This is a genomic window from Bradyrhizobium sp. CCGUVB23 (genome assembly GCF_024199885.1).
In the GTDB taxonomy this organism is placed as follows: Bacteria; Pseudomonadota; Alphaproteobacteria; order Rhizobiales; family Xanthobacteraceae; genus Bradyrhizobium.
Genome location: NZ_JANADQ010000001.1, coordinates 3,184,583 through 3,205,860 on the forward strand (window position 1 = coordinate 3,184,583; position 21,278 = coordinate 3,205,860).

The 21,278-nt window shown below is 64.7% G+C and carries 22 protein-coding genes; 11 read left to right on the forward strand and 11 right to left on the reverse strand.

Going from position 1 to position 21,278, the window contains the following annotated elements; translation table 11 throughout:
- Positions 1–41: 41 nt before the first annotated feature.
- On the forward strand, positions 42–1,097 hold the full coding sequence (locus NLN62_RS14500) for an amidohydrolase (RefSeq protein WP_254109226.1): 1,056 nt from the start codon (positions 42–44) through the stop codon (positions 1,095–1,097).
- 77 nt (positions 1,098–1,174) lie between these two features.
- Here NLN62_RS14500 and NLN62_RS14505 read toward each other — a convergent pair whose 3' ends face one another.
- On the reverse strand, positions 1,175–1,630 hold the full coding sequence (locus NLN62_RS14505; protein WP_254109227.1) for a cupin domain-containing protein: 456 nt from the start codon (positions 1,628–1,630) through the stop codon (positions 1,175–1,177).
- A gap of 235 nt (positions 1,631–1,865) precedes the next feature.
- Between NLN62_RS14505 and NLN62_RS14510 the strand changes: the two genes are divergently transcribed.
- Positions 1,866–2,426, forward strand: a complete 561-nt coding sequence (locus NLN62_RS14510) for a hypothetical protein (RefSeq protein ID WP_027521399.1) — start codon at positions 1,866–1,868, stop codon at positions 2,424–2,426.
- Positions 2,427–2,436: 10 nt separating this feature from the next.
- Here the strand turns inward: NLN62_RS14510 and NLN62_RS14515 are convergent, their stop codons facing one another.
- Entirely contained in the window at positions 2,437–3,693 is a 1,257-nt protein-coding gene (locus NLN62_RS14515) for an aminopeptidase (RefSeq protein WP_027521400.1), read from the reverse strand.
- 316 nt (positions 3,694–4,009) lie between these two features.
- Between NLN62_RS14515 and NLN62_RS14520 the strand changes: the two genes are divergently transcribed.
- The gene (locus NLN62_RS14520) at positions 4,010–4,399 is read left to right on the forward strand and encodes a BA14K family protein (RefSeq protein ID WP_254109228.1); all 390 of its coding nucleotides are present in this window, start codon (positions 4,010–4,012) and stop codon (positions 4,397–4,399) included.
- A 256-nt stretch (positions 4,400–4,655) separates the two neighbouring features.
- Positions 4,656–6,218, forward strand: a complete 1,563-nt coding sequence (locus NLN62_RS14525) for a winged helix-turn-helix domain-containing tetratricopeptide repeat protein (protein ID WP_027521401.1) — start codon at positions 4,656–4,658, stop codon at positions 6,216–6,218.
- A gap of 185 nt (positions 6,219–6,403) precedes the next feature.
- Here NLN62_RS14525 and NLN62_RS14530 read toward each other — a convergent pair whose 3' ends face one another.
- Entirely contained in the window at positions 6,404–6,826 is a 423-nt protein-coding gene (locus NLN62_RS14530) for a GFA family protein (RefSeq protein WP_027521402.1), read from the reverse strand.
- 47 nt (positions 6,827–6,873) lie between these two features.
- The gene (gene mddA, locus NLN62_RS14535; RefSeq protein WP_254109229.1) at positions 6,874–7,662 is read right to left on the reverse strand and encodes a methanethiol S-methyltransferase; all 789 of its coding nucleotides are present in this window, start codon (positions 7,660–7,662) and stop codon (positions 6,874–6,876) included.
- Between the two features lie 133 nt (positions 7,663–7,795).
- On the opposite strand from mddA, the gene NLN62_RS14540 reads away from it, so the two are divergent.
- Positions 7,796–9,337 carry a winged helix-turn-helix domain-containing tetratricopeptide repeat protein gene (locus tag NLN62_RS14540; RefSeq protein ID WP_254109230.1) on the forward strand — a complete coding sequence of 514 codons (1,542 nt, stop codon included), beginning with the start codon at positions 7,796–7,798 and terminating at the stop codon, positions 9,335–9,337.
- A gap of 6 nt (positions 9,338–9,343) precedes the next feature.
- Here NLN62_RS14540 and NLN62_RS14545 read toward each other — a convergent pair whose 3' ends face one another.
- Positions 9,344–10,153, reverse strand: coding sequence for an alpha/beta fold hydrolase (locus tag NLN62_RS14545; RefSeq protein ID WP_254109231.1), 810 nt, complete (start codon positions 10,151–10,153; stop codon positions 9,344–9,346).
- A 207-nt stretch (positions 10,154–10,360) separates the two neighbouring features.
- On the opposite strand from NLN62_RS14545, the gene NLN62_RS14550 reads away from it, so the two are divergent.
- Positions 10,361–10,912: a cytochrome b gene (locus NLN62_RS14550; RefSeq protein WP_254109232.1), complete on the forward strand. Its 552-nt coding sequence runs from the start codon at positions 10,361–10,363 to the stop codon at positions 10,910–10,912.
- Here NLN62_RS14550 and irr read toward each other — a convergent pair.
- From irr to NLN62_RS14575, 5 genes are all read right to left on the reverse strand, one after another.
- A complete protein-coding gene (irr, locus tag NLN62_RS14555; protein WP_254109233.1) occupies positions 10,909–11,394 on the reverse strand; it encodes a Fur family transcriptional regulator Irr in 486 nt (161 codons plus the stop codon). The genes NLN62_RS14550 and irr overlap by 4 nt on opposite strands.
- A 248-nt stretch (positions 11,395–11,642) precedes the next feature.
- A complete protein-coding gene (locus NLN62_RS14560) occupies positions 11,643–12,212 on the reverse strand; it encodes a DUF2147 domain-containing protein (RefSeq protein WP_254109234.1) in 570 nt (189 codons plus the stop codon).
- Between the two features lie 21 nt (positions 12,213–12,233).
- Positions 12,234–12,896 (reverse strand): DUF3313 domain-containing protein, encoded by a 663-nt coding sequence (locus NLN62_RS14565; protein ID WP_254109235.1) that lies wholly within the window; start codon positions 12,894–12,896, stop codon positions 12,234–12,236.
- A 253-nt stretch (positions 12,897–13,149) separates the two neighbouring features.
- Positions 13,150–13,788 (reverse strand): TetR/AcrR family transcriptional regulator, encoded by a 639-nt coding sequence (locus tag NLN62_RS14570; protein ID WP_254109236.1) that lies wholly within the window; start codon positions 13,786–13,788, stop codon positions 13,150–13,152.
- A gap of 175 nt (positions 13,789–13,963) precedes the next feature.
- Entirely contained in the window at positions 13,964–14,302 is a 339-nt protein-coding gene (locus tag NLN62_RS14575; RefSeq protein WP_027521411.1) for a hypothetical protein, read from the reverse strand.
- A 123-nt stretch (positions 14,303–14,425) separates the two neighbouring features.
- Between NLN62_RS14575 and NLN62_RS14580 the strand changes: the two genes are divergently transcribed.
- The 4 genes from NLN62_RS14580 to NLN62_RS14595 all read left to right on the forward strand — a co-directional run bounded on the left by NLN62_RS14580 (position 14,426) and on the right by NLN62_RS14595 (position 19,259).
- Positions 14,426–14,746, forward strand: a complete 321-nt coding sequence (locus NLN62_RS14580) for a hypothetical protein (RefSeq protein ID WP_027521412.1) — start codon at positions 14,426–14,428, stop codon at positions 14,744–14,746.
- 222 nt (positions 14,747–14,968) lie between these two features.
- Positions 14,969–15,700: an outer membrane protein gene (locus tag NLN62_RS14585; protein WP_254109237.1), complete on the forward strand. Its 732-nt coding sequence runs from the start codon at positions 14,969–14,971 to the stop codon at positions 15,698–15,700.
- A gap of 165 nt (positions 15,701–15,865) precedes the next feature.
- Entirely contained in the window at positions 15,866–18,007 is a 2,142-nt protein-coding gene (locus NLN62_RS14590) for a methyl-accepting chemotaxis protein (protein WP_254109238.1), read from the forward strand.
- Positions 18,008–18,197: 190 nt separating this feature from the next.
- Positions 18,198–19,259 carry an MBL fold metallo-hydrolase gene (locus tag NLN62_RS14595; protein ID WP_254109239.1) on the forward strand — a complete coding sequence of 354 codons (1,062 nt, stop codon included), beginning with the start codon at positions 18,198–18,200 and terminating at the stop codon, positions 19,257–19,259.
- Positions 19,260–19,268: 9 nt separating this feature from the next.
- On the opposite strand, the gene aroQ is transcribed toward NLN62_RS14595, so the two are convergent.
- On the reverse strand, positions 19,269–19,700 hold the full coding sequence (aroQ, locus tag NLN62_RS14600; RefSeq protein ID WP_027521416.1) for a type II 3-dehydroquinate dehydratase: 432 nt from the start codon (positions 19,698–19,700) through the stop codon (positions 19,269–19,271).
- A 348-nt stretch (positions 19,701–20,048) separates the two neighbouring features.
- Between aroQ and hemA the strand changes: the two genes are divergently transcribed.
- Positions 20,049–21,278 carry a 5-aminolevulinate synthase gene (hemA, locus tag NLN62_RS14605; protein ID WP_254113494.1) on the forward strand — a complete coding sequence of 410 codons (1,230 nt, stop codon included), beginning with the start codon at positions 20,049–20,051 and terminating at the stop codon, positions 21,276–21,278.

Below are 21,278 nucleotides of genomic sequence, written 5' to 3' on the forward strand. Positions count from 1 at the left end.
TGTTAGCTTCATCGGCAACGACAATCAGGGGAGCGAATGCGATGGCCGCGAGCAGCATGCCCGCCAACAAGAGCGGACTCTTTGCCGATCCGCGCGAGGACTGGCTCGCGCTCCACCGCGAGGACATCCTCGATCCCTTACGGCCGATCGTCGATCCCCACCACCATCTCTGGGATCGCGGCGGGCAGCGCTATCTGATCGAGGAGATGGCCGCTGACATCGCCTCCGGTCACAACCTCATTGCAACCGTGTATGTCGACTGCCGCTCGATGTACCGCGCACACGGGCCCGAGGCCTTCCGTCCCGTCGGTGAGGTCGAGTTCGCCAATGGCGTTGCCGCGATGAGTGCGAGCGGCGGCTATGGCAAGGCCGCGATCTGTGCCGGCATCGTCAGCCACGTCAATCTCTTGCTTGGCGATGCGGCAAAGCCGGTGCTGGAAGCCGAGATCGCCGCCGGTAACGGCCGCTTTCGCGGTATCCGGCATTCCTCCGCCTGGGACGAGGACCCGGTGGTCGCGGGCATGTATGCCAACCGGCCGAGGGGGTTGCTGGAGGACGCGACCTTCCGCAAGGGCTTTGCCTGCCTCGCGCCGCTTAATTTGAGCTTCGACGCCTGGCTGTTTCATCCGCAGATCGGCGAATTGACCGAACTGGCGCGGGCCTTTCCCGACACCAGAATCGTGCTCGACCATTGCGGCGGGCCGGCCGGCACCGGCCGGTTCGCAGGACGGCGCGAGGAGGTGTTTCCGGCGTGGCGGGCCGCGATCACGGAGATCGCGAGATGCGAGAACGTCGTGGTCAAGCTCGGCGGACTTGCGATGTGCCTGCTCGGCTTTGACTTCCATCTGCGCGAAAGGCCACCGTCGTCCGAGGAGCTTGCGGCGGCGTGGCGGCCCTATGTCGAGACCTGCATCGAGGCGTTCGGTGCGAGGCGCGCGATGTTCGAGAGCAATTTCCCGCCGGACAAGGGCCAGTGCAGCTACCAGGTGATCTTCAATGCGTTCAAGCGCATCGCGGCGCCGCTGAGCGAAGCCGAGAAGACGGCGCTGTTTTCGCAGACGGCGTCCAGCTTCTACCGGCTAGAACTGCCGTCATGACATGAGAAGGGGCCGGGACGTCAGTCCCGACCCCTTCCGACACCATTCGCTGGGTAGCGCCTTGGTAGAACTTCGGGTTAGCCGGCACCCATGAGGGTCGCGGGACGACGCTCGCCGGGCGAGAAGAACATCCGCTTCAGCTTGTTGACGACCCGGACCATGAAGCCGATCAGCGCCGGATTGGTCTTGCGGCAAAAGGCGATCTTCTTGACGTGGCCCTCGACGTGCCATTTGGCATGCGCACCGTCGCGGAAGAAGATCACGTCGCCGACGCCGTAGCGCTTCGGCGGCATGCCTTCACTCTCGAGCACGATCGATCCTTCCAGGATCATGATGGTCTCGTCGAAATCGTAGTACCAGTTGAAGCGCCCTTCGGTGCAGGACCAGATGATGGTCGATGCGGTGCCGTCGGCGCTGGTCGACAGGATGTGCGACCGCGACACCGGATTGCCTTCGATGATCCAGGACGGCTCGATCGGCCGCAGCTCCAGATCGACGGCACAACTTCCGGTTTCAATTGACGCGCGCGACATTGGCTTCCTCTGGGGATACAATATGACTGGCCGGCCCCTCGGGCCGCTTCAAACAGTGCCTATGACGCTAGAAGCCGTTTTTTAATTCTTCCTTACGCTTGCCCGGACAATCAGCCGCAAGTTGCATGTGCGGCGCGCCTAACGCGCCGATTTGCCTTTGGATTCGTGCATTTGAACCCGGTTTTTGCAGGGTGCGACAAAATGCGCGGAGTCCAATCAGCAAGGAGCCTGTCCGATGCCCCTCTTCCCCGAGGCCGTCAGCGCCAATAGCGAGGTCGCCGAGCAGCTCGCGGCCCTCGACGTCTCCCTTGAAGTCGACGACGGGCCGCCGGACTGGTTCTCCATCGACGGCATCGAGGCGCCCCGGCAGCTCGGCAGTGACGGCACGGGCGGCGCGTTCGTGCTGCTGCCGTCAAACCATGTGCTCTATGCGTCGTCGGAGGGCCGCGCCGGCATCATCGCAGCGACATTCGAGGACTTCATCCAGATCGTCGTCGCCTGTCCTTATTGGCTCGACATCCTCAAATTCTCCGCCGGCGGCGACGTCGACGAGATGCGGCGCGCGGCGGTCGCGCTGGAGGCGACGCTCGACGACGAGGACGACATCAACGACGCCCGCGACGCGATCCGTGACGCGTTTGGCCTTTCTGCCCTGGAGGATCCCGTCGGCGCGCTCTATGAAGCGGTCGCCGCGTCCGACGCCATCGTGCGCACGACCGATGGCAGTCCGTTCACCACGCTGTTCAACCGCTTCACGATCGATCGCAATCCGATGCTGCGCAACGCAGCGGCGTGAGGCTCGCGGCCTACTTTGCCCACTCGCCCTTGCGGAACACCGGCTCCTTGCTGCCGTCGGCCAGGATGCCGTCGATGTCGGTCTCGGCTGAGCCGATCATCCAGTCGATGTGGATCAGGCTCTGGTTGCCGCCCTGTGCCGCGATCTGCTGCGGCGTCAGCTTGGCGCCATTGATGAAGCACTTCGAATAGCACTGGCCAAGCGCGATGTGCGAGGCCGCGTTCTCGTCGAACAGCGTGTTGAAGAACAACAGCCCGCTCTGCGAGATCGGCGAGGAATGCGGCACCAGCGCCACCTCGCCGAGCCGCCGCGCGCCTTCGTCGGTGTCGAGCACCTTGTTCAGCACCTCCTCGCCGCGCGAGGCCTTTGCATCGACGATCTTGCCGTCCTCGAATCGCACCGCGATGTTGTCGATCAGCGTGCCCTGATAGGACAGCGGCTTCGAGCTGACGACGTGGCCGTAGACGCGACGGCAATGCGGGGTGGTGAAGACCTCCTCGGTCGGGATGTTGGCATTGCAACTGATGCCGTTCTTGGAGAGCGAGGCACCGCCTTCCCATTCATGACCATCGGCAAGGCCGATGGTGAGATCGGTGCCGGGACCGGAGTATTGCAGCGCGCGGAAACGCTTGCCGTTCAACCAGTCCGTGCGCTCGCGCAGCGCTGCATTGTGCTGCGCCCAGTTCGCCATTGCATCCTCGCGATCGACGCGGGACGCGGCGAAAATCGCATCCGCGAGCTTGCCGATCGCGATCTCCTCGGGATCATCGGGAAACACCTGCTTCGCCCAGGACGAGCTCGGATAGGCGATGATATTCCAGTTGGTGTCGAAATTGACGATCTTTTCCAGCGCAGGCTGGTAGGCCATGGAATTGGCCTTGCTGGCGCGCGCCACCTTGGCGGGATCCTCGCCCGACAGCAGCATCGGATTGTCGCCGACGATGGCCAGCCGCGCGGTATTCTCCGAGAATGCCTTCGCCATGCCCTCGTAGAGCCAGCCGGCGGCACGATCAAAACTTTCGTCGTGGCCGTGGCGGTAGCGCGCCAGCGTCATCTCTTCATCGGAGAGGATCGGCGTGACGATGCCCGCGCCGGCCTTGTAGGCATGCACGGCGATCCGCCGCACCAGGGGCAGCGCGATCGCCGGTGCGGTGAGCAGCAGATCCTGGCCCGGCCGCAAGCCCAGGCCCACCTTCACCGCCACCTCGGCCAGCCGGTCGAGTTTTGCGGGATCGATGGGAGTTGAGGTATTGCGTTGATCGGTCATGCCGGGCCCTCTGCCGAAATCTCTATTCCATCTAAGTCTAGCATCGCATGGCGCAAGTGCGCGAGCCAATTGCGCGCCTTGAGCCAAGATACGCAATTTCACGCATCTTGGTTTTCAACACGTTGCCGCGCCGGCAGCCTGATCGAGCGAGGCCGAGGTCATTTTTCGGTGAAACGGGCGCCGCGATTGTGGCGCGGTTCTGCAACGCAGTCGTTGCGAGCCGTCATCCTGTCGAAACTTTAATCCATCGGCACCGGCAGGTTGCTTTATCTCTGGCGCGAGGCGTCGATCGCCTTTGCATGACGATGAGACCTTGATGTTGAAATCGTTTCGTTCTGTTGCCGGGGTCTTGCTGCTTGCAAGCCTCACAGCAGGCGCGCTGTCGCCAGCGTCCGCTGCACCGATCGGCGATCCGTTGGCGGTCACGCCATCGCAATCCGCAAATGTCGAGCAGGTCCGCTGGTACGGACATCGCGGCTTCGGCGGCGGCGCATTCGTCGGCGGCCTCGCAGCCGGCGCGCTGATCGGCGGCGCGCTCGCTGCACCTTCCTATTATGGTCCAGGCTATCCGCCTCCGCCGCCCGCCTACTATGCCGCACCGCCTGCCGACGATGCGGTCGCCTATTGCATGCAGCGCTACCGGTCCTTCGATCCGAATAGCGGCACCTTCCTCGGCGATGACGGCCGCCGTCATCCGTGTCCGTAACCCCCTCGTCATAAATCGCAGGGCGGACAGGGCGCAAAGTGCGGCTTTTGCCCACCCTTGGAAGTCCTGACCCCCCTCTCGGCCGGTTCCATCGCCCGGCCGCCCATCGACGACATGGCTGGCATCTGCCCAGTTCAGGGCAACCGACGCCCCTTCGATGAACCAGGAGTGCGTCTCGATGGACTCACAGAATCAAAGCCCAATTCATGTTGCCGTTTCAGATGCCTGATTTTGTCGTGAGGCCAGAGCCGTCGCAGTGCAGTTTCTGTTTAGCGATCATCTACTTGACACCGACAGGCGGGAGCTGAGCCGCGATCAGGTTCCCGTCGCAGTCGAGCCCCAGGTCTTCGACCTCGTCGTTCACCTGATGCGGAATCGCGACCGCGTGGTGACGAAGGATGAGCTGATCGACAAGATCTGGCTTGGGCGTTCCGTCTCGGAATCGACCCTGACCAGTCGGATCAATGCGGCGCGCAAGGCGATCGGCGATTCCGGCGCGAGCCAGGCGCTGATCCGCACCGTGGCGCGCAAAGGCTTTCGCTTCGTCGGCAACGTCGAGATGCGGAACGGCCATGGCCGCCCAGCGGAGCCAGCCGGCCAGGCCAGGGAAGCCCCGGCGGCGCTGCCGCTGCCCGATCGCCCTGCAATCGCCGTGCTGCCCTTCACCAATTTGAGCGGCGACCGCGAGCAGGATTACTTTTCCGACGGGATCAGCGAGGACATCATCACCGCGCTGTCGAAGCTGCGCTGGTTCTTCGTCATCGCGCGCAACTCCTCCTTCGTCTACAAGGGCCGCGCCGTACATATCGGCGAGATCGCCCGCGAGCTCGGCGTGCGCTACGTCGTCGAGGGCAGCGTCAGGCGGAGCGGCGACCGGGTGCGCATCTCCGCGCAGCTCAACGACGCCACGACCGGCAGCCATCTGTGGGCCGAGCGCTACGATCGCAGCATCGCCGACGTCTTCGCCGTGCAGGACGAGATCACCGACGCCATCGTCGCCGCGATCGAGCCGCAGCTCTACGCCGCCGAAAGCTTTCGCGCCCAGCAAAAGCCGCCCGGAAGCCTGGATGCCTGGGATCTGGTGATGCGAGCGCTGTCGCATTACTGGCGCATCACGCGGGGCGACAATGTCGCAGCCCAGGGGCTACTGGAGAAGGCGATCGCGATCGATCCGGCCTATGGCAAGGCGCTCGGCCTGCTCGCGACCAGCCATATGTTTGGCGCCCATATGGGCTGGGCCGACATGGCGGCCACGCTGCCGATCGCGGAGCGCGCCGCTTTCGCCGCGGTCGAGGCAGACCGCGACGACGCCTGGGCCCATCACGGGCTCGGCTACACCTATCTGTTCCGGCGGCGCTTCGACGACGCCATCGCTGCATTCGAACTGGCGCTGCGCCTCAATCCCAATTTTGCCATGACGCACGCCTTCTACGGCGTGACGCTGTGCTATGCGGGCCGCTGGCAAGACGGCGATGCCGCCGCGCGCCGGGCCCTGCGGCTCAGTCCGCGCGATCCTTTCTCGGCGATCTATTGCGGGGTCGCCGCCTATGCGCAGTTCATCGGCCATCGCTACGAAGAAGCGATCCAGTTCGCGCGCGAATCGCTCAGGCAACGCAGCGATTTCGTCGGCGCCCATCGCGCGCTGACGGCCGCCGCCGGCATGCTCGGCAATCGCGAGCTGGCGGCCTCCGCACTCGAGGGCCTGCGTCGCGCCCAGCCCAACGTGTCGCTCGCCTGGATCGCCAGCGAGCTGCCGATGCAGCGCGCCGAGGATCGGGAGCATTACCTCAAGGGCTTGCGGCGCGCGGGGTTGAGGTAGCCTACCCCCTCTCCCCGTTCTTAGGGGGCCGCGACGAGCTTCGCTCGCGCTGAGAGGGTTGGGTGAGGGGCTGCATCCGCAGTCACGGCGAGAGTTGGACTCGCGGAAGCTCCCCCTCACCCGGAATCCGCGCTGCGCGTGCATTCCGGCCTCTCCCCGCAAGCAGGGAGAGGCGAAGCAATCACCTACTCCTTCATCATCTCGCCGCTGCCGCCGAACTCTGCAGGAAAATCCTTCAGCTTAGGCAGGCCGTCGCGCATCGGCAGCACGGTGTCGGCGTAGTTGACGTGGACGGTGGGCGTGAAAGCGAGCGTCGGGATGGTCGCGGTGAAGACGTCGATCAGGCCGAGCGGCGGATGGCTGGTCATAAGATGGCCACCGCATTTGCGGCAATATTTGCGCTGGCTGAGCGGCGTCTTGGCGTAGGTCGCAACGTGATCAGCGCCGTCGGTGATGCGCACGGCCTCCGGCTTCCACAGGCTGAAGGCGGTGACCGGCCCGCCCGACCACGAGCGGCAGGAGCGGCAATGGCAATAACCCATCGCCTCCGGCGCGCCCGTCACTTCGATCGCGACCGCGCCGCAGAAGCAGTTTCCGAGGTGTTTCATTGAAGTGTTCTCCTTGGATGAGGATGCAGATCTAGTTGAGGCGAAGATCAAACTGACCGGCGCCAGGGAATAAGCATCGATACGCGCTGTTTGTATTGCCGGTACTCGTCGCCAAACAGCGCGACGAGGTCGCGCTCCTCGAGCGTGATGCCGAGCAGGATGTAGAGCGTGATCACGGATGCAAATAGCAGGTGCCCCACGGTCATGGTCGGCGCGGCCCAGACTGCGATGATGAAGCCGAGATAGAGCGGATGCCGGACGAATTTGTAGAACAGCGGCGTCCTGAAACGCGGCGGCGAGGCCTGCTTGTCGACCAGTTGCTGCGTCACCTGCTGCAGACCGAACAACTCGAAGTGATTGATCAGGAAGGTCGAGGTGAAGACCAGCACCCAACCGGCGAAGGATAGCGTGACGATGGTCACGGCGACATCCGGGTCCTGGACGTCCCATATGATCGCCGGCAGCGGCCGCCACTGCCAGAACAGAAGCAGCAGCGACAGGCTCGCCAGCAACACATAGGTGCTGCGCTCGACGGCCTTTGGCACAAACTGCGTCCACCACTCCTTGAACTGCTGCCGTGCCATCACGCTGTGTTGAACGGCAAACAGCGCCATCAGGAGCAGATTGATGACGACGGCCTCGATCGCCGAGGAATCGGTTCCGGTGTCGATGCTTTTCGGCACCACCAGGCCCGTGATGAAACCGATGGCGTAAAGGATGGTCGCGAGAAATACGAGATAGGCCGCAATTCCGTACAGAAAGGCGATGAACCTGAACACTTTGGAGCCCACGACATTCGGGCTGATAGAATGAACTTGCTGATCCAGTTGGGTCATAGACAGCTCCGTTGTGCCGAACGACTGGCACTCATTAAGTCGCTGCACCCTGCCGGATCGGACGTCCCCAGGCTTTTGCGGACGATTGATTTTCGCCTGAGACGACGCTGATTTTTGCTTGAGACGATGAGACGTGCGATTTCGCTTTGAAAATCATGTGCTGGACTGCGACCTGCGCGAGCTCACGCGTGACGGCGTTCCGGTTCCATTGCAGCCGCAGGTATTCGATCTGCTCGTGCACCTCGTCGCGCAGCGGGGCCGCGTCGTCACGAAGGACGACCTGATCAGCGAGGTCTGGGACAACCGCATCGTTTCGGACTCTGCGCTGAATAGCCGCATCAACGCGGCGCGAAAGGCGCTCGGCGACGACGGCGCGGCGCAGCGGCTGATCAAGACCATCCCGCGCAAGGGTTTTCGCTTCGTCGGCGAGGTGCTGGACGAGACGCCGGCGCCGCCTGCGGCCGAGACGAAGGCGCTACGAAGCGCGCCCGAGCGCCCGGCGATCGCGGTGCTGGCGTTCGAGAACATGAGCGACGACCCCGAGCAGGAGTATTTTTGCGACGGGATCGCCGAGGACATCCTCACCTCGCTGTCGAAGGTGCGCTGGTTCCTGGTGATCGCCCGTAACTCGTCCTTCACCTACAAGGGACGCGCCGTCCATATCAGGCAGATCGCCGAGGAGCTCGGCGTCGGCTATGTCGTCGAAGGCAGCGTGCGCAAGGCCGGCGGCAGCGTGCGGATCACTGCGCAGCTCAACGATGCCGTCACCGGCAGCCACATCTGGGCCGAGCATTACGATCGCGAGCTCGGCGACGTCTTCGCCGTTCAGGACGAGATCACCAACGCGATCGTCGCGGCGATCGAGCCGCAGATCTATGCGGCGGAGAATTTTCACGCCCGGCGCAAGCAGCCGGCGAGCCTGGACGCCTGGGAGCTCGTGATGCGAGGGCTGTCGCACTACTGGCGCGTGACGCGGCAAGATCATCTGATGGCGCAGGCGCTGCTCGCGCAGGCGATTGCGATCGATCCCGACTATGGCCAGGCCCAGTCGGTGCTGGCGGCAAGCCACATGTTCGGCGTGCATCTCGGCTGGGCGGAGCTTGCGACCGCCGCGCCGATCGCCGAAGCAGCCGCGCTCGCGGCGGTCAAGTGCGACCATGAGGATGCCTGGGCGCATACCGCGCTCGGCAGCGTCTATTTCTCGACGCGGCGGCTCGACGACGCGCTGTCGGAGTTCGAGCAGGCGCTCAGGCTCAATCCGAATTTCTCGCTGGCGCAGGGCTATTACGCGCTGGCGCTGTCCTATGCCGGCCGTTCGAGCTGCTCGTTCGACGCGGCGCAAAAGGCCATCCGCCTCAGTCCGCGCGATCCGTCGCTCGCGATCTACTACGGGATCGCCGGCTATGCCCGCTTCACCGAGCGCCGTTATGACGAGGCGATCGCACTTGCCCGGGAGGCGATCCGCCACCGCGGCGATCTCACCGGCGCCTATCGCGTGCTCGCGGTCTCGGCCGGAATGGCCGGCGACCAGGAGCTCGCCGCGACCGCCTTGCAGGAGCTGCACCGCACCCAACCCAACATCTCGCTCGCCTGGATCACGACGCAACTGCCCTGGCGGAGCGAAGCGGATCGCGAGCACTATCTGGAGGGATTTCGAAGGGCGGGATTGAGGTAAGGAAGATCAAACGCTCGACGCGAATTCGTCGAGTACCTTGTTGAACGCCTCCGCCTTCTCCCATTGCGGCGCGTGGCCGGCGCCGTCGATCACCTGCACCTCGCCGCGCCACAGCGTCGGCGCCGCCAGTCGCTGGAGATAGCGGAGATCGACGATCTGCTCTTCACGGCCGTGGACGATCGCAAGCGGAATTTTGAGATTGCGGACGATCTCGGCCTCGTCGGAGATGCGGCCGGCCTGGACGTTGGCGCCGAGATAGCCCCGAGCGTTGCCGTCCGTGTTGCGGAAGTCCACGACGACGAAATCGGGAATCGGCGCATAGCCCGGCGCGAAGGCCGATTTCGTCCATTCCTCGATCTCGGCCTCGCTCGGCTTCGGCGTGAACACCGTGGCCGACAGGCCCTTGAAGCCGGAAAAGCCGTCCGGCGCCTTGCCGATCGGCGGCGTGCCGAAGATCATCAGACCGGCGGCCATCGGCAGCGCGGCCGCCGCATTGAGCACGGCATGGCCGCCGAGGCTCCAGCCGACCACCACGGCGTTTTTCAGATCGAGCTCACGGGCGATCGCGGCGATCACTGACGCATAGCCACCACCTGAATAATTGGCTTCAGGATTGGGCGGCGGCGACGACGCGCCGTGGCCCGGCAGGTCGATCGCGATCACACGGAATTTTGCCCCCAACGGCCCCTGCAACTGCTTCTGCCAGATCCGGGACGAGGACGAATTGCCGTGGATCAGGAGGATCGGGCGGCCGGTGCCTGCGCTCTCAAAGCCGGCGATTTTCTGGGCGCCGATCTGCAAGCTCAGCGGGCGCAAGGCGGGTCCTGGAAAAGGCCGATCATTCATGATCCACCGATCTGGTTGTTGAAACTGTTCTTGGCGATCGGACGCATCTTGGCACGCGGCATGGAACAGTGTCATCACCTTTGCGGTGATCCGGACATGACGCGATCCGCGAAATTGACCTGCATCAATGGCCGTTGACCGCCCGTCCGCCACACTGTCTGAGGACGGGAATTCTCGATGCAGGTTCGCAATTCAGCCGAGGGCTATGGCGCGGTCGCGATGACGCTGCATTGGGCCGTCGTGACGCTGGTGTTCTGCGCGTGGCTGCTCGGGGAGTTCGGCGACGCCCTGCCGCGCGGACCGCAGCGCGAAACCGGCGAGGTCATCCACATCTTCCTCGGGCTTTTGATCCTGGTTCTGGTCGCCGTGCGGCTGTGCTGGCGCCTCACCGACCCGCCGCCCGCGCCAGATGCAGCGATCGGCCCCTGGAGCGAGCGCGCGGCGAGCGCGATGCACTATATAATGTATGCGCTGCTGGTCGCCGCGCCGGTCGCCGGCATTCTGGTACAATTCGCCCGCGGTCATGCCTTGCCGGTGTTCGACCTGGTCGAGATCGCCTCGCCCTGGGCGGCCGACCGCGCTTTCGCTCGCGACGTCAGGGAAGTGCACGAGGCGCTCGCCAACGCGCTGCTGATCCTGATCGGCCTGCACGCCGCAGCCGCGCTTCTTCACCACTACGTGCTGCGCGACCGCACCCTGAAGCGCATGCTGCCGTGGTCGCGGGGCTAGCCTCTTGGCGCCGGCTTCTTGCGAAGGTGCACGACGACGTCGAGCCGCACGATATCGTGCCCCGGCAGCGCCTCCGGCAGTTTGGTGAAGCTCAGCCCCTCGGAGACGTCGACCAGAATGTCCTCGCCTTCGAGGTAGAAGTGCGGATGCACGCTGGTGTCGGTATCGAAGAACGATTTCAGGCCGTCGGCTGCGATCCGGCGCAACAGGCCCGCCTCGGTGAACTGGTTCAGCGTATTGTAGACGGTTGCGAGCGACAGCCGCATGTTCGCCGCGATCGCCTCCTCGAACAGCGCCTCTGCCGTGACATGCCGGTGGCCGTTCAGGAACAGGAGCTGCCCGAGATCCACGCGCTGGCGTGTCGGTCTCAATCCGGCATCGCGCAGCAATTGAACGCAGCGGGCAAGGCCGACGTCGTCGGCGCTTTCCAGCGTGAATTCGCCTGCATCGCGAGTGGAGATATCGGTCGAAAGGACGTCCATTGCCAATCCGCTGTTGTTGCCATCGGATCGCAAAAGCGAGGCGTTGGCTTTGATCCGGATCAAATTCAGCGGACGGGACGGTCGGGCGAACCTCTACCGATTAGCGAGCAACTGCCTCCACGCCGTCATTGCGAGCGCAGCGAAGCAATCCAGCGTCCCTCCGCGGAGAGATTCTGGATTGCTTCGCTACGCTCGCAATGACGAGCTTGTCGCGACAGCACGGGCGAGCGGCCGCTGCGGCAAAGTCCTTACTTTGCCTTCACCTGCGCCGGCTTCGGCGGCGGCGCGGCGGCCCATTCCTTGTCGGCGCGCGGACCGTTGACGTCGCCGGTCAGGCCAACGAGCTGGCCGGGCTGGACGTCGAGGGACTGTTGCCAGGTCTGGGTCTGGCACAAGAACCTGATCAGGCAGCCTTTGAGTTTCAATTTGTCGGCAGCCTCGCGCCACAGCGAGACCGCATAGCGCTTGCCGTCCTCGGCATTGTAGATCTCGCCAACAAAGCGGCCCTCCGGTGTCGCCTCGAGGCCCATGATGAGCTGATGGCCGAGCAGCGCGCGGGCGCGCTTGTCGGGATCGGGATTTTCACTGTCGCGGAGCGGTTGGCCGCGCGCATCCAGCGGGGTCTTCATCCAGACGATGAAGCCGCAGATGCGGTCGCGCCCCAAACCGCAGCGCTCGAGCCGGATGCGGGCGCGGCCGTCCTCGGTGACCCAGGTGCCGGCGGGATCAGTTGGGCTCACCGCCCCGGCGCGGCCGTCGAAGATCATCAGCGCGACGGTGATCGCGACGCGGACGACGATGCGAAGAAGGATGTTCATCTTTCGGCGGCCTCTCTGGCTTCAGTTCAGTTGCGCCATGAAGGCGTCGGCGCCCTTGTCGATGCCGGCCGTGGCGGCGGCGAGCGAGCCGACGCTCGCCTTGATGTCGTAGGCGCCGGGATATTGCTTGGTGACGTAAGCGCTGAGCAGGCGCGAGGTCGAGGCGTCGAAGATCTCGACGCCGTAGATGACCGAGCCGGTCAGCGTGCCCTCGCCATCGCGCGCGGCCTGCACGCCGTTATAGACGGCGCCCGCGACATCGAAGCGCGACAGCGTGCCGAGCACCGCCGTGTTGGCGACTGCGCCGGTCAAGGTGAGCCGCACCCGCAGCGTGTTCGGCCCGCGGGCAGTCACCAGCGCAAAGCGGCTGCGCAGCTTGTCGGCGAAGCGGTTCTGCATGTAGGCGGCGAGCGTCGCCTTGTCCTTGTCGGACATGTCGCCGAACTGATGATCCTTGCCGCGGTAGATTACGACGGGGTCGAGGATGACTTTATTGTAGGTGCGCCAATCGACCTGCGTGGCGTAGCGGTAGGGCACGCGGCCGGAGGTGTCCGACTTGTCCGGCGCCATGTAGGCCGACGAGGCCATCTCCGAATAGGGCACCGGCGTCACGCTGGCGCAGCCGACCACGACGGCGCACAGCGCAAGCGTTCCCAGACCGCGCATGGCGATCGAGCGATCCATTCCTCACTCCTCTTAAGGCGCGACGCGAGGCAGCGGCGACCGCAGCCGCGTACGGGACAAGAACGCGGCTGCGGTGCTCACAATTACCGACCCAAGGCATCTTCCGGGGCCATGATCCGAAGCCTTGGGCCGGGCCTCAGTGTTTTCGCTTATAAAACCGACTAGTCGGTTTGTAAAGTGCCAAAAGCGGGTGATGCCGTTTGGCCGCAGACCGGGCCGACGAGAGGATCGAGGCAGAATTGTTAACGGCGAATCAGGCGCGCTTGCGCGCGGTCGCGCTCTTGGCGGGTGTCGCTGCACCCGCCTTCACGGCGCGCGGCTTGGCAGGCTTTTCCAGCGCGCTCCACTGGCTATCGTCGAGCAGGCGCGCGAACAGGCGCTGATGCTCCTCCTTGCTGAGCGGCGACATGCCGAACAGGCCGCTGAGCAGCAGTCCGCGTGCAGCGGCCCAGCGCAGCAATGCAAGATCCGGGTCGGCGGCCTCAGCCTTGATGGCCGCGACCCTCTTCATCTCGCGATCGCGCGGCAGCGACATCAGGCCCGGGTTTTCGACCATGGCCGCAACCAGCGCCAGCGCCGCCGAATTCGGCGACGCGGCTGCTTCTCGGACTGTCGCGAGCTGGGTCGCGAGCGCGGGGTTCGCGGAGGTGGCGCTCACCTTCGCCATGTAGCCTTTGGAGAACTCCTCGAAATGCGCCATCTGCCGCTCGAGCAGCGCCTTGAGCACCGATTCCTTGGTGCGGAACTGGTGCATGACGCCGCCCTTGCTGAGGCCGCTCTCGCGCGCGATGGCGTCGAGCGTCAGCCGGCCGGGTCCATCGCGCGCAATGATGGCAATCGCCGCTTCAAGCGCAGCGTTGCGAGATCGTTCCGAGCGGGTGGCGTTGTCCATGGCGGACTTGTCTCCGTGACAGGGAGATGAATCAAGTGAAAACAGGATCGCGCTGTACGTTTTTTGTGCGACGGCTGTCGAGACTTTCATCTTGCGGCGCGGAACGGGACCTGTGAGCCCACGCGCGAGTGCTCGCGGCCATGCCGGACGGAAAGAGCGCGCGCCGGCGGCGTGATCAGTCGCGCGGACGGCGCGCCTCGCGACGGTGAGCTTCCTTCACCTTCGCCACGCCGTGCAGCATCGCCTTGAACTCCTTGATCGCCTTGTCGCGCTCGAGCGTCCCATCGGCCTCACCTTCCAGATGCTCGATGACGACCAGCAGCGCATCCGCGATCTGGCCGATCTGCCTGCCGTAGCTGCCGACATCCGACAGCACGTCCCTCTCGACCTCGGGCGCCGAGGACTGCCCGACCGTGATGTTGACCAGCCCGAACTGGCTGCCAGTGGGGCTGAAGAACGACGGATAGATGGACTGCACGACATCCCCCGACAGGGGCAGCTTGAACACAGGCATGCGATTTCCCCTCGCTGACGCTCGACCGGCAAGGGGAACATTAGCACGACCACGCCCGCCTTCGGATCGGCCCGAATCAGCGCTAGTGCATTCACCTCATCGACGTCGCTTACTCGAGGTGACATGACGGGCCCCGAACTGAAGCAATTGCGCGCCGACCTGTCCGAAGCGATCGGCCGGGAGCTCACGGTCGCCGACATGGCGAAGCTGTGCGGCCTGCCGGCCGCGAACGGAACCGTGACGATCCGGCGCTGGGAGGTGCGCGGCCCGAGCGCGTCGGCGGCCAAGGTGCTCGGCGTGCTCGCGATGGCGAGCGAGCGCTATCCGATCCTCGACAAGTTCGACATCTTCGATCGCCACACCATCGCCGAGAAGGATCGGCCCGCACAGCGCCAAAAATTTCGCGAGCAGATGCGCGAGGAAGTCCGCAGGCGTCTTGCTTGACGAAGAGCGGCCGATCGTCTCCTCAAGCGCTGCGCGTTAAGCCTTCCTTCACCGTTTCTTAAGCTGCCGTTAAGCACGAAAAGCATTTGCCGGCCAATGCGTTGGGTTGGCTGCCGCTGTGCCACGCATGTGACAGCATTTTAGTCAAAAGCCCGCTATCTGCGAAGCAACGACGGCGCGGGATGCGCGCCTGCCGGGAATGAAGTGTTGGAGTTAGAGACGATGAAGAAGATTCTGTTCGCGACCGTTACGCTGCTCTCGTTAAGCGCGGCCGCGCCCGCCGTCGGTGCCGATCTCGGCGCCCGCCCCTATTACAGCAAGACGCCTGCGCCGGCTTATGTCGCGCCGATCTACAACTGGACCGGCTTCTATCTCGGTGCGCATCTGGGCGGCGCGTTCTCGAGCGACAACAATTTCAACGGCCTCTCCACCGGCAACAACGGCAACGGTCGCTTTCTCGGCGGTCTCCAGGTCGGCGCGGACTGGCAGTTCCACCCGAACTTTGTGGTCGGCGTCGAAGGCCAGTACTCCTGGCTGTCCGGCAGCGTCGGCGCGGTGTTCCCGAGCGGCTACGCCTACACCAACGACCAGCGCGGCCTCGGCTCGATCACCGGTCGCGTCGGTTACACCTGGGGTCCGGGCCTGCTCTACGTGAAGGGCGGCTACGCCTATTCGAACAACAACGAGACTGTGACGCTCGGCGGCGCGCCGGTCGCGTTCGCGATCTCCGGCGATCATCGCAACGGCTACACCGTCGGCGCCGGTCTCGAATACATGTTCGCCCCGAGCTGGTCGGCCAAGGCCGAGTACCAGTACTACAATTTCGGCAGCGCCACCTTCACCGCTCCGGCCGCGCTGGTGCCCGCCGGCAGCTTCACCACCGACGACCACACCGTGAAGGCGGGCGTCAACTACCGCTTCAACTGGGGCGCCCCTGTGGCCGCGCGTTACTGATCGCTAACCACAACTGATCCTGCGGAAGGGCCGGCAGACTCGCCGGCCCTTCTTTTTTCGCCGTGTGGAAAGAGCGCAAGCGATTGCGCCACTTGCGATTTTTTAACTCGCTCCCCCGATACTGCCGGCCGCAAAACATAAAGTAATCGGCGTGGGGGAATTCTGATGGCGATCCGTGTGAGCCTGGGCAGATTCAGGCCTCGTGTCTCGTTGCCTAAATGGGGCGTGCGCGGCAGCCTGTTCGCTGCCTTCGCAGTGATCGCGGGCATGGGCCTCGTGATCTCGGCGGGCGCCGGTTACGTGCTGCAAAATCTCGGCGAGCGAATGATCGACCTGAGCGGACGGGACATCCCGCGCCTCGCCGCAAGCCTGCAATTGTCGGCACTGAGCGCGAGCCTCGCGGCACAGGGACCGGCCCTGCTCGCCGCGCCGAGTGAGGACGCGCTGAACGAGCGCACCAAGAAGCTGAAGGAATTGCAGCAGCAGGTCCAGCAGAAGCTCGGCGAGATCATCGAGCTCGGCGCCGACAAGACGATCGTCACGGGACTCAACGACACCATCAAGAATCTCAATGAGGCAGCTCAAAGCCTGACTTCGGCCGCGCGCGAGCGGCTCGACGTCGCGGCGCTTCACGACAAGCAATACGATGCGCTGCGCAAGGCGCAGGGCGATTTCGTAGGCGCGGCAAGTCCCGCGATGCTCAACGCCCAGACCCAGGTGAACGCGATTCTCGGTTCGGCGAACCTGTCGGCCGAAGACGCCACCGAAGCTGCGCAGACCGTCGGCCAGCTCGGCAATGTCGTCGCCAGCGGCAATCTCGCGGCAGCCGACATGAGCGCAGCGCTCTCGGCCAATACCGCCGACAAGCTCGACGACATCCAGAAGGATTTCAAGACGGCGCAGGGCCGCCTGCGGTCCAACCTCGACCTGCTGCCGGACAATCAGGGCAGCAAGATGCTGCGCGAGACGGCCGAAAGGCTGCTGGCGCTCGGCACCGGCAAGACCGGCGTGTTCAACCTGCGCGAGAAGGAGCTCGACGCCACCGACTACGGCCAGACCGTGCTCGACGAAACCCGCAAGCTCAATGTCGGCCTCGGCATCAGCGTGCAGCAACTCGTCGAAGGCGTGCAGAAGGAGACCAACGACTCGACCTTCCAGGCGCGCAGGCAAATTTCGTTCGCCACCATGGTCATGTTGGCGCTGGGCGCGCTGACCCTGGTCGGCTCGGTGCTGTTCGTCTGGCTCTATGTCGGACGCAACATCCTGCGCCGCATTGGCGGACTGCAGCGCGCAATGCAGCTGCTCTCGACCGGCGATCTCGACGCAGAGATCGTCCGCACCAAACACAATGACGAGATCGGCGCCATGACCGATACGCTTCAGGTGTTCCGCCAGAGCATGATCGAGGCCCGCGCGCTCTCCAGCGAGCAGGACAAGGACCGCGCCGCCAAAGCCGAGCGCGCCGCGCGCATGGAAGCGCAGATCGGATCGTTCGAAGGCACCGTGCGAACAGCCCTCGACAACCTCGCTCAATCGGCCAATTCGATGCAGACGACCGCGCAGAGCATGTCGTCGACGGCCGACCAGTCCAATGCGCTGGTCAACGCCGTGGCGTCGGCCGCCGAGGAGACCTCGGTCAACGTGCAGACGGTGTCGGCCGGCACCGAGCAATTGTCATCGTCGATTGCCGAGATCAGCCGCCAGGTGGTCACCTCGGCGGAGATCGCCAAGAAGGCGGTCATCGAAGCCGGAGCGACCGATGCGACCGTGCAGGGCCTCGCCGACAGCGCGAGCCGCATCAGCGTGGTCGTCGATCTCATCCAGACCATCGCCTCGCAGACCAATCTGCTCGCGCTCAACGCCACGATCGAAGCGGCGCGCGCCGGCGAAGCCGGCCGCGGTTTCGCCGTGGTCGCCTCCGAAGTGAAGAGCCTTGCAAGTCAGACCGCGAAGGCCACGGACGAGATCCGCACCCAGATCGCCAGCATGCAGCAGGTCACGACCTCTGCGGTCGGCGCGATCAGGGGCATCGGCCAGATCATAGGCGAGATCAACGACGTGACCACGGCGATCGCCGCCGCCGTCGAGGAACAGGGTGCCGCGACGCACGAGATCGCCCGCAACATCCAGCACGCCGCCGGTGGCACCAGCGAGGTCTCCAGCAACATCGTCGGCGTCTCCACGGCCTCGGCCGAGGCGGGCGCCGCGGCGACGGAGGTGCTGAGCGCCTCCGATGCGCTGCGCCGCGAGGCCGACGTGCTGCGCGGGGAAATCGACGCGTTCCTCAGCAATATCCGCGCGGCGTGATCGTCATTCCAGGGCGGTGCGCCAGCACCGAACCCGGAATCGCGCGCCACTACCTCGGGATTCCGGGTTCGCGGCTTTGCCGCGCCCCGGAATGACGTCGTGTCCGCCCGCCGGAATGACGGCCATGCGAACGTCACCCCGCGTGGTTTTTCGGCTGGCGTCCCGCCCGATGTGCGGGTACCGATAGTGCATGCATTCGAAGAGCGACAGTGTGCAGTCCTCGGCCGAGGCCCTGCGCTACCCCTGGGAACAGCACCCCGGCCCTGAAGAGGTCGTGGAGGTGCGTCCCGGCGTGTTGTGGGTGCGGCTCAAGCTGCCGTTCCGCCTCAACCACGTGAACATCTACCTGCTCGCCGACGGCGACGGGTATGCGATGATCGACTCCGGCTTCGGCAATGAGGAGACGATCGAGGCCTGGACGAAGCTGTTCGACGGGCCGCTGAAGGGCGTCAACATCTCGCGGCTTATTGTCACTCACTCCCATCCTGACCATGTCGGGCTCGCGGGCTGGATCGTCGAGCGGTTCAACTGTCCGCTCGAGATGTCGCAGGTCGAGTATCTGCAATCGGTCTATCACCAGAATCGCGGTACCGAGGAGCGCCGCAACGCGCAGCGGCTGTTCTTCCGCCGCCACGGCATGGACGAGACGCTGACCGACAAGCTGCTTGGCCGCGGCCAGGAATATCTGAAGCGCGTGTCGGTGCTGCCTGCCTCCTACCGCCGCATCTCGCATGGCGACGAGGTCGTGATCGGCACGCGCCGCTTCAAGGTGATCACCGGCGGCGGGCACGCGCTCGACCAGGTGATGCTGTATTGCGCCGACGACAAGCTGTTCCTGTCCGCCGACCAGGTGCTGAGCAAGATCTCGCCGAACGTCAGTGTCTGGGCTGTCGAGCCCGACCAGAACTCGCTCGGCGAATATCTGGCCTCGCTCGCGAGCCTCACCACGACGCTGCCCTATGACGTGCTGGTGCTGCCCGGCCACGGCGTGCCGTTCTACGGATTGAAGACCCGCATCAAGCAGCTCGCCGACCACCACGAGGAGCGCTGCCGCATGATCGCGGAAGCCTGCCGCGAGGTGCCGCAGACCTCGTCCCAGCTCGTGCCTGTCGTGTTCCACAAGCACGTGCTCGATCCCCACCAGATGGGCTTTGCCGCGGGCGAGTTGATCGCCCACGTCAACTACATGCTGGTCGAGGGACGACTGACCGCCGAAGAGAAGGACGGCATGCTTCAGTTCAGGACGACCTGAGCGCTCGGCTCACTTCATCTGCGCGATCGCGTGCATCGCCGCGATGTAGCCATAGGGCCCGAGCCCGCAGATCACGCCGGTTGCGACGAACGAAATCTTCGAGTGCCGGTGATATTCGTCGCGGGCGTGGATATTGGAGATGTGCACCTCCAGCACGGGGCCCTCGAACGCCTTGATCGCGTCCATGATCGCAACCGACGTGAAGGAGAAGCCGGCCGGATTGATGATGACGGCATCGGCATCCTGCCGCGCCGACTGGATCAGGTCGACGAGGACACCCTCGTGGTTGGACTGGTGGAAGGCAACCGTGAGTCCGAGCTTCGCGGCGGCCTCCTCGCAGCTCGCCTTGATCTCGGGAAGCGTCGTCGTGCCGTAGATATGCGGCTCGCGCACGCCGAGGAGATTGAGGTTCGGGCCGTTCAGGATCATCACTCGTTTCATGGCGCTTCCCTTTGCAAGAGCTGTCCTCCGGGCGAGCGACGCCGCAGCCGGTTCAACAGAACGGCCGCGCGCCCGGCTCAGCCGGTTCCGCGATCATGACCGGCTAGGCGCCATGGACAAAATGTCCATGCCGCCTGAGCGCGACCGCGCAGCCCAAGCGGCCGGCTCGCCGGCCGCGACGCGGTGGCACTAGCCGGTTGATCCACATCAATTATTACCGATGGCCCGCCGCTATGAATGGCGCTGCCCGCCGCACCGCCAAATGTGGGCTGGTACATAGACATTGGAGCTGGAAAAGCTCTAAGAAGAAATGGCCGCATGGGCCCAGGTTCAGCCGCAGGTCTGCCGATGGATTACAACGCGTACTTCAATTCCGCCCTCGACCGCCTCCACGCCGAGCGGCGCTATCGCGTCTTCGCCGATCTGGAGCGTATCGCCGGCCGGTTCCCGCATGCGATATGGCACTCGCCCAAGGGCAAGCGCGACGTCGTGATCTGGTGCTCCAACGACTATCTCGGCATGGGCCAGCACCCGAAGGTGGTCGGCGCCATGGTCGAGACTGCGACCCGGGTCGGTACCGGTGCGGGCGGCACGCGCAACATCGCCGGCACGCACCATCCGTTGGTGCAGCTCGAGGCCGAGCTCGCCGATCTCCATGGCAAGGAGGCCGCTCTCCTCTTCACCTCCGGCTACGTCTCGAACCAGACCGGGATTGCGACCATCGCAAAGCTGATCCCGAACTGCCTGATCCTGTCGGACGAGCTCAACCACAATTCGATGATCGAGGGCATCCGTCAGTCCGGCTGCGAACGGATCGTGTTCCGCCACAACGATCTCGCCGATCTCGAAGCGCTATTGAAGGCCGCCGGCCCGAGCCGGCCAAAACTGATCGCCTGCGAGAGCCTCTATTCGATGGACGGTGACGTCGCCCCGCTCGCAAAAATCTGCGACCTCGCCGAGAAATACGGCGCGATGACCTATGTGGATGAAGTCCACGCGGTCGGCATGTACGGCCCGCGCGGCGGCGGCATCGCCGAACGTGACGGCGTGATGCACCGCATCGACATCCTGGAAGGCACGCTGGCGAAAGCCTTCGGCTGCCTCGGCGGCTACATCGCCGCCAATGGCCAGGTCATCGACGCCGTGCGCTCCTATGCGCCAGGCTTCATCTTCACCACCGCGCTGCCGCCGGCGATCTGCTCGGCCGCGACCGCCGCGATCAAGCATCTGAAGACCTCGAGCTGGGAGCGCGAGCGCCACCAGGACCGCGCCGCCCGCGTCAAGGCGATCCTCGATGCCGCCGGCCTGCCGGTGATGTCGAGCGACACCCACATCGTGCCGCTGTTCGTCGGCGATCCCGAGAAGTGCAAACAGGCCTCCGACCTCCTGCTCGAAGAGCACGGCATCTACATCCAGCCGATCAACTATCCCACCGTGGCCAAGGGCACCGAGCGGCTGCGTATCACGCCCTCGCCCTATCACGACGACGGCCTCATCGATCAGCTCGCTGAAGCCCTGCTCCAGGTCTGGGACCGCCTCGGCCTGCCACTGCGCCAGAAATCTCTGGCGGCGGAGTAG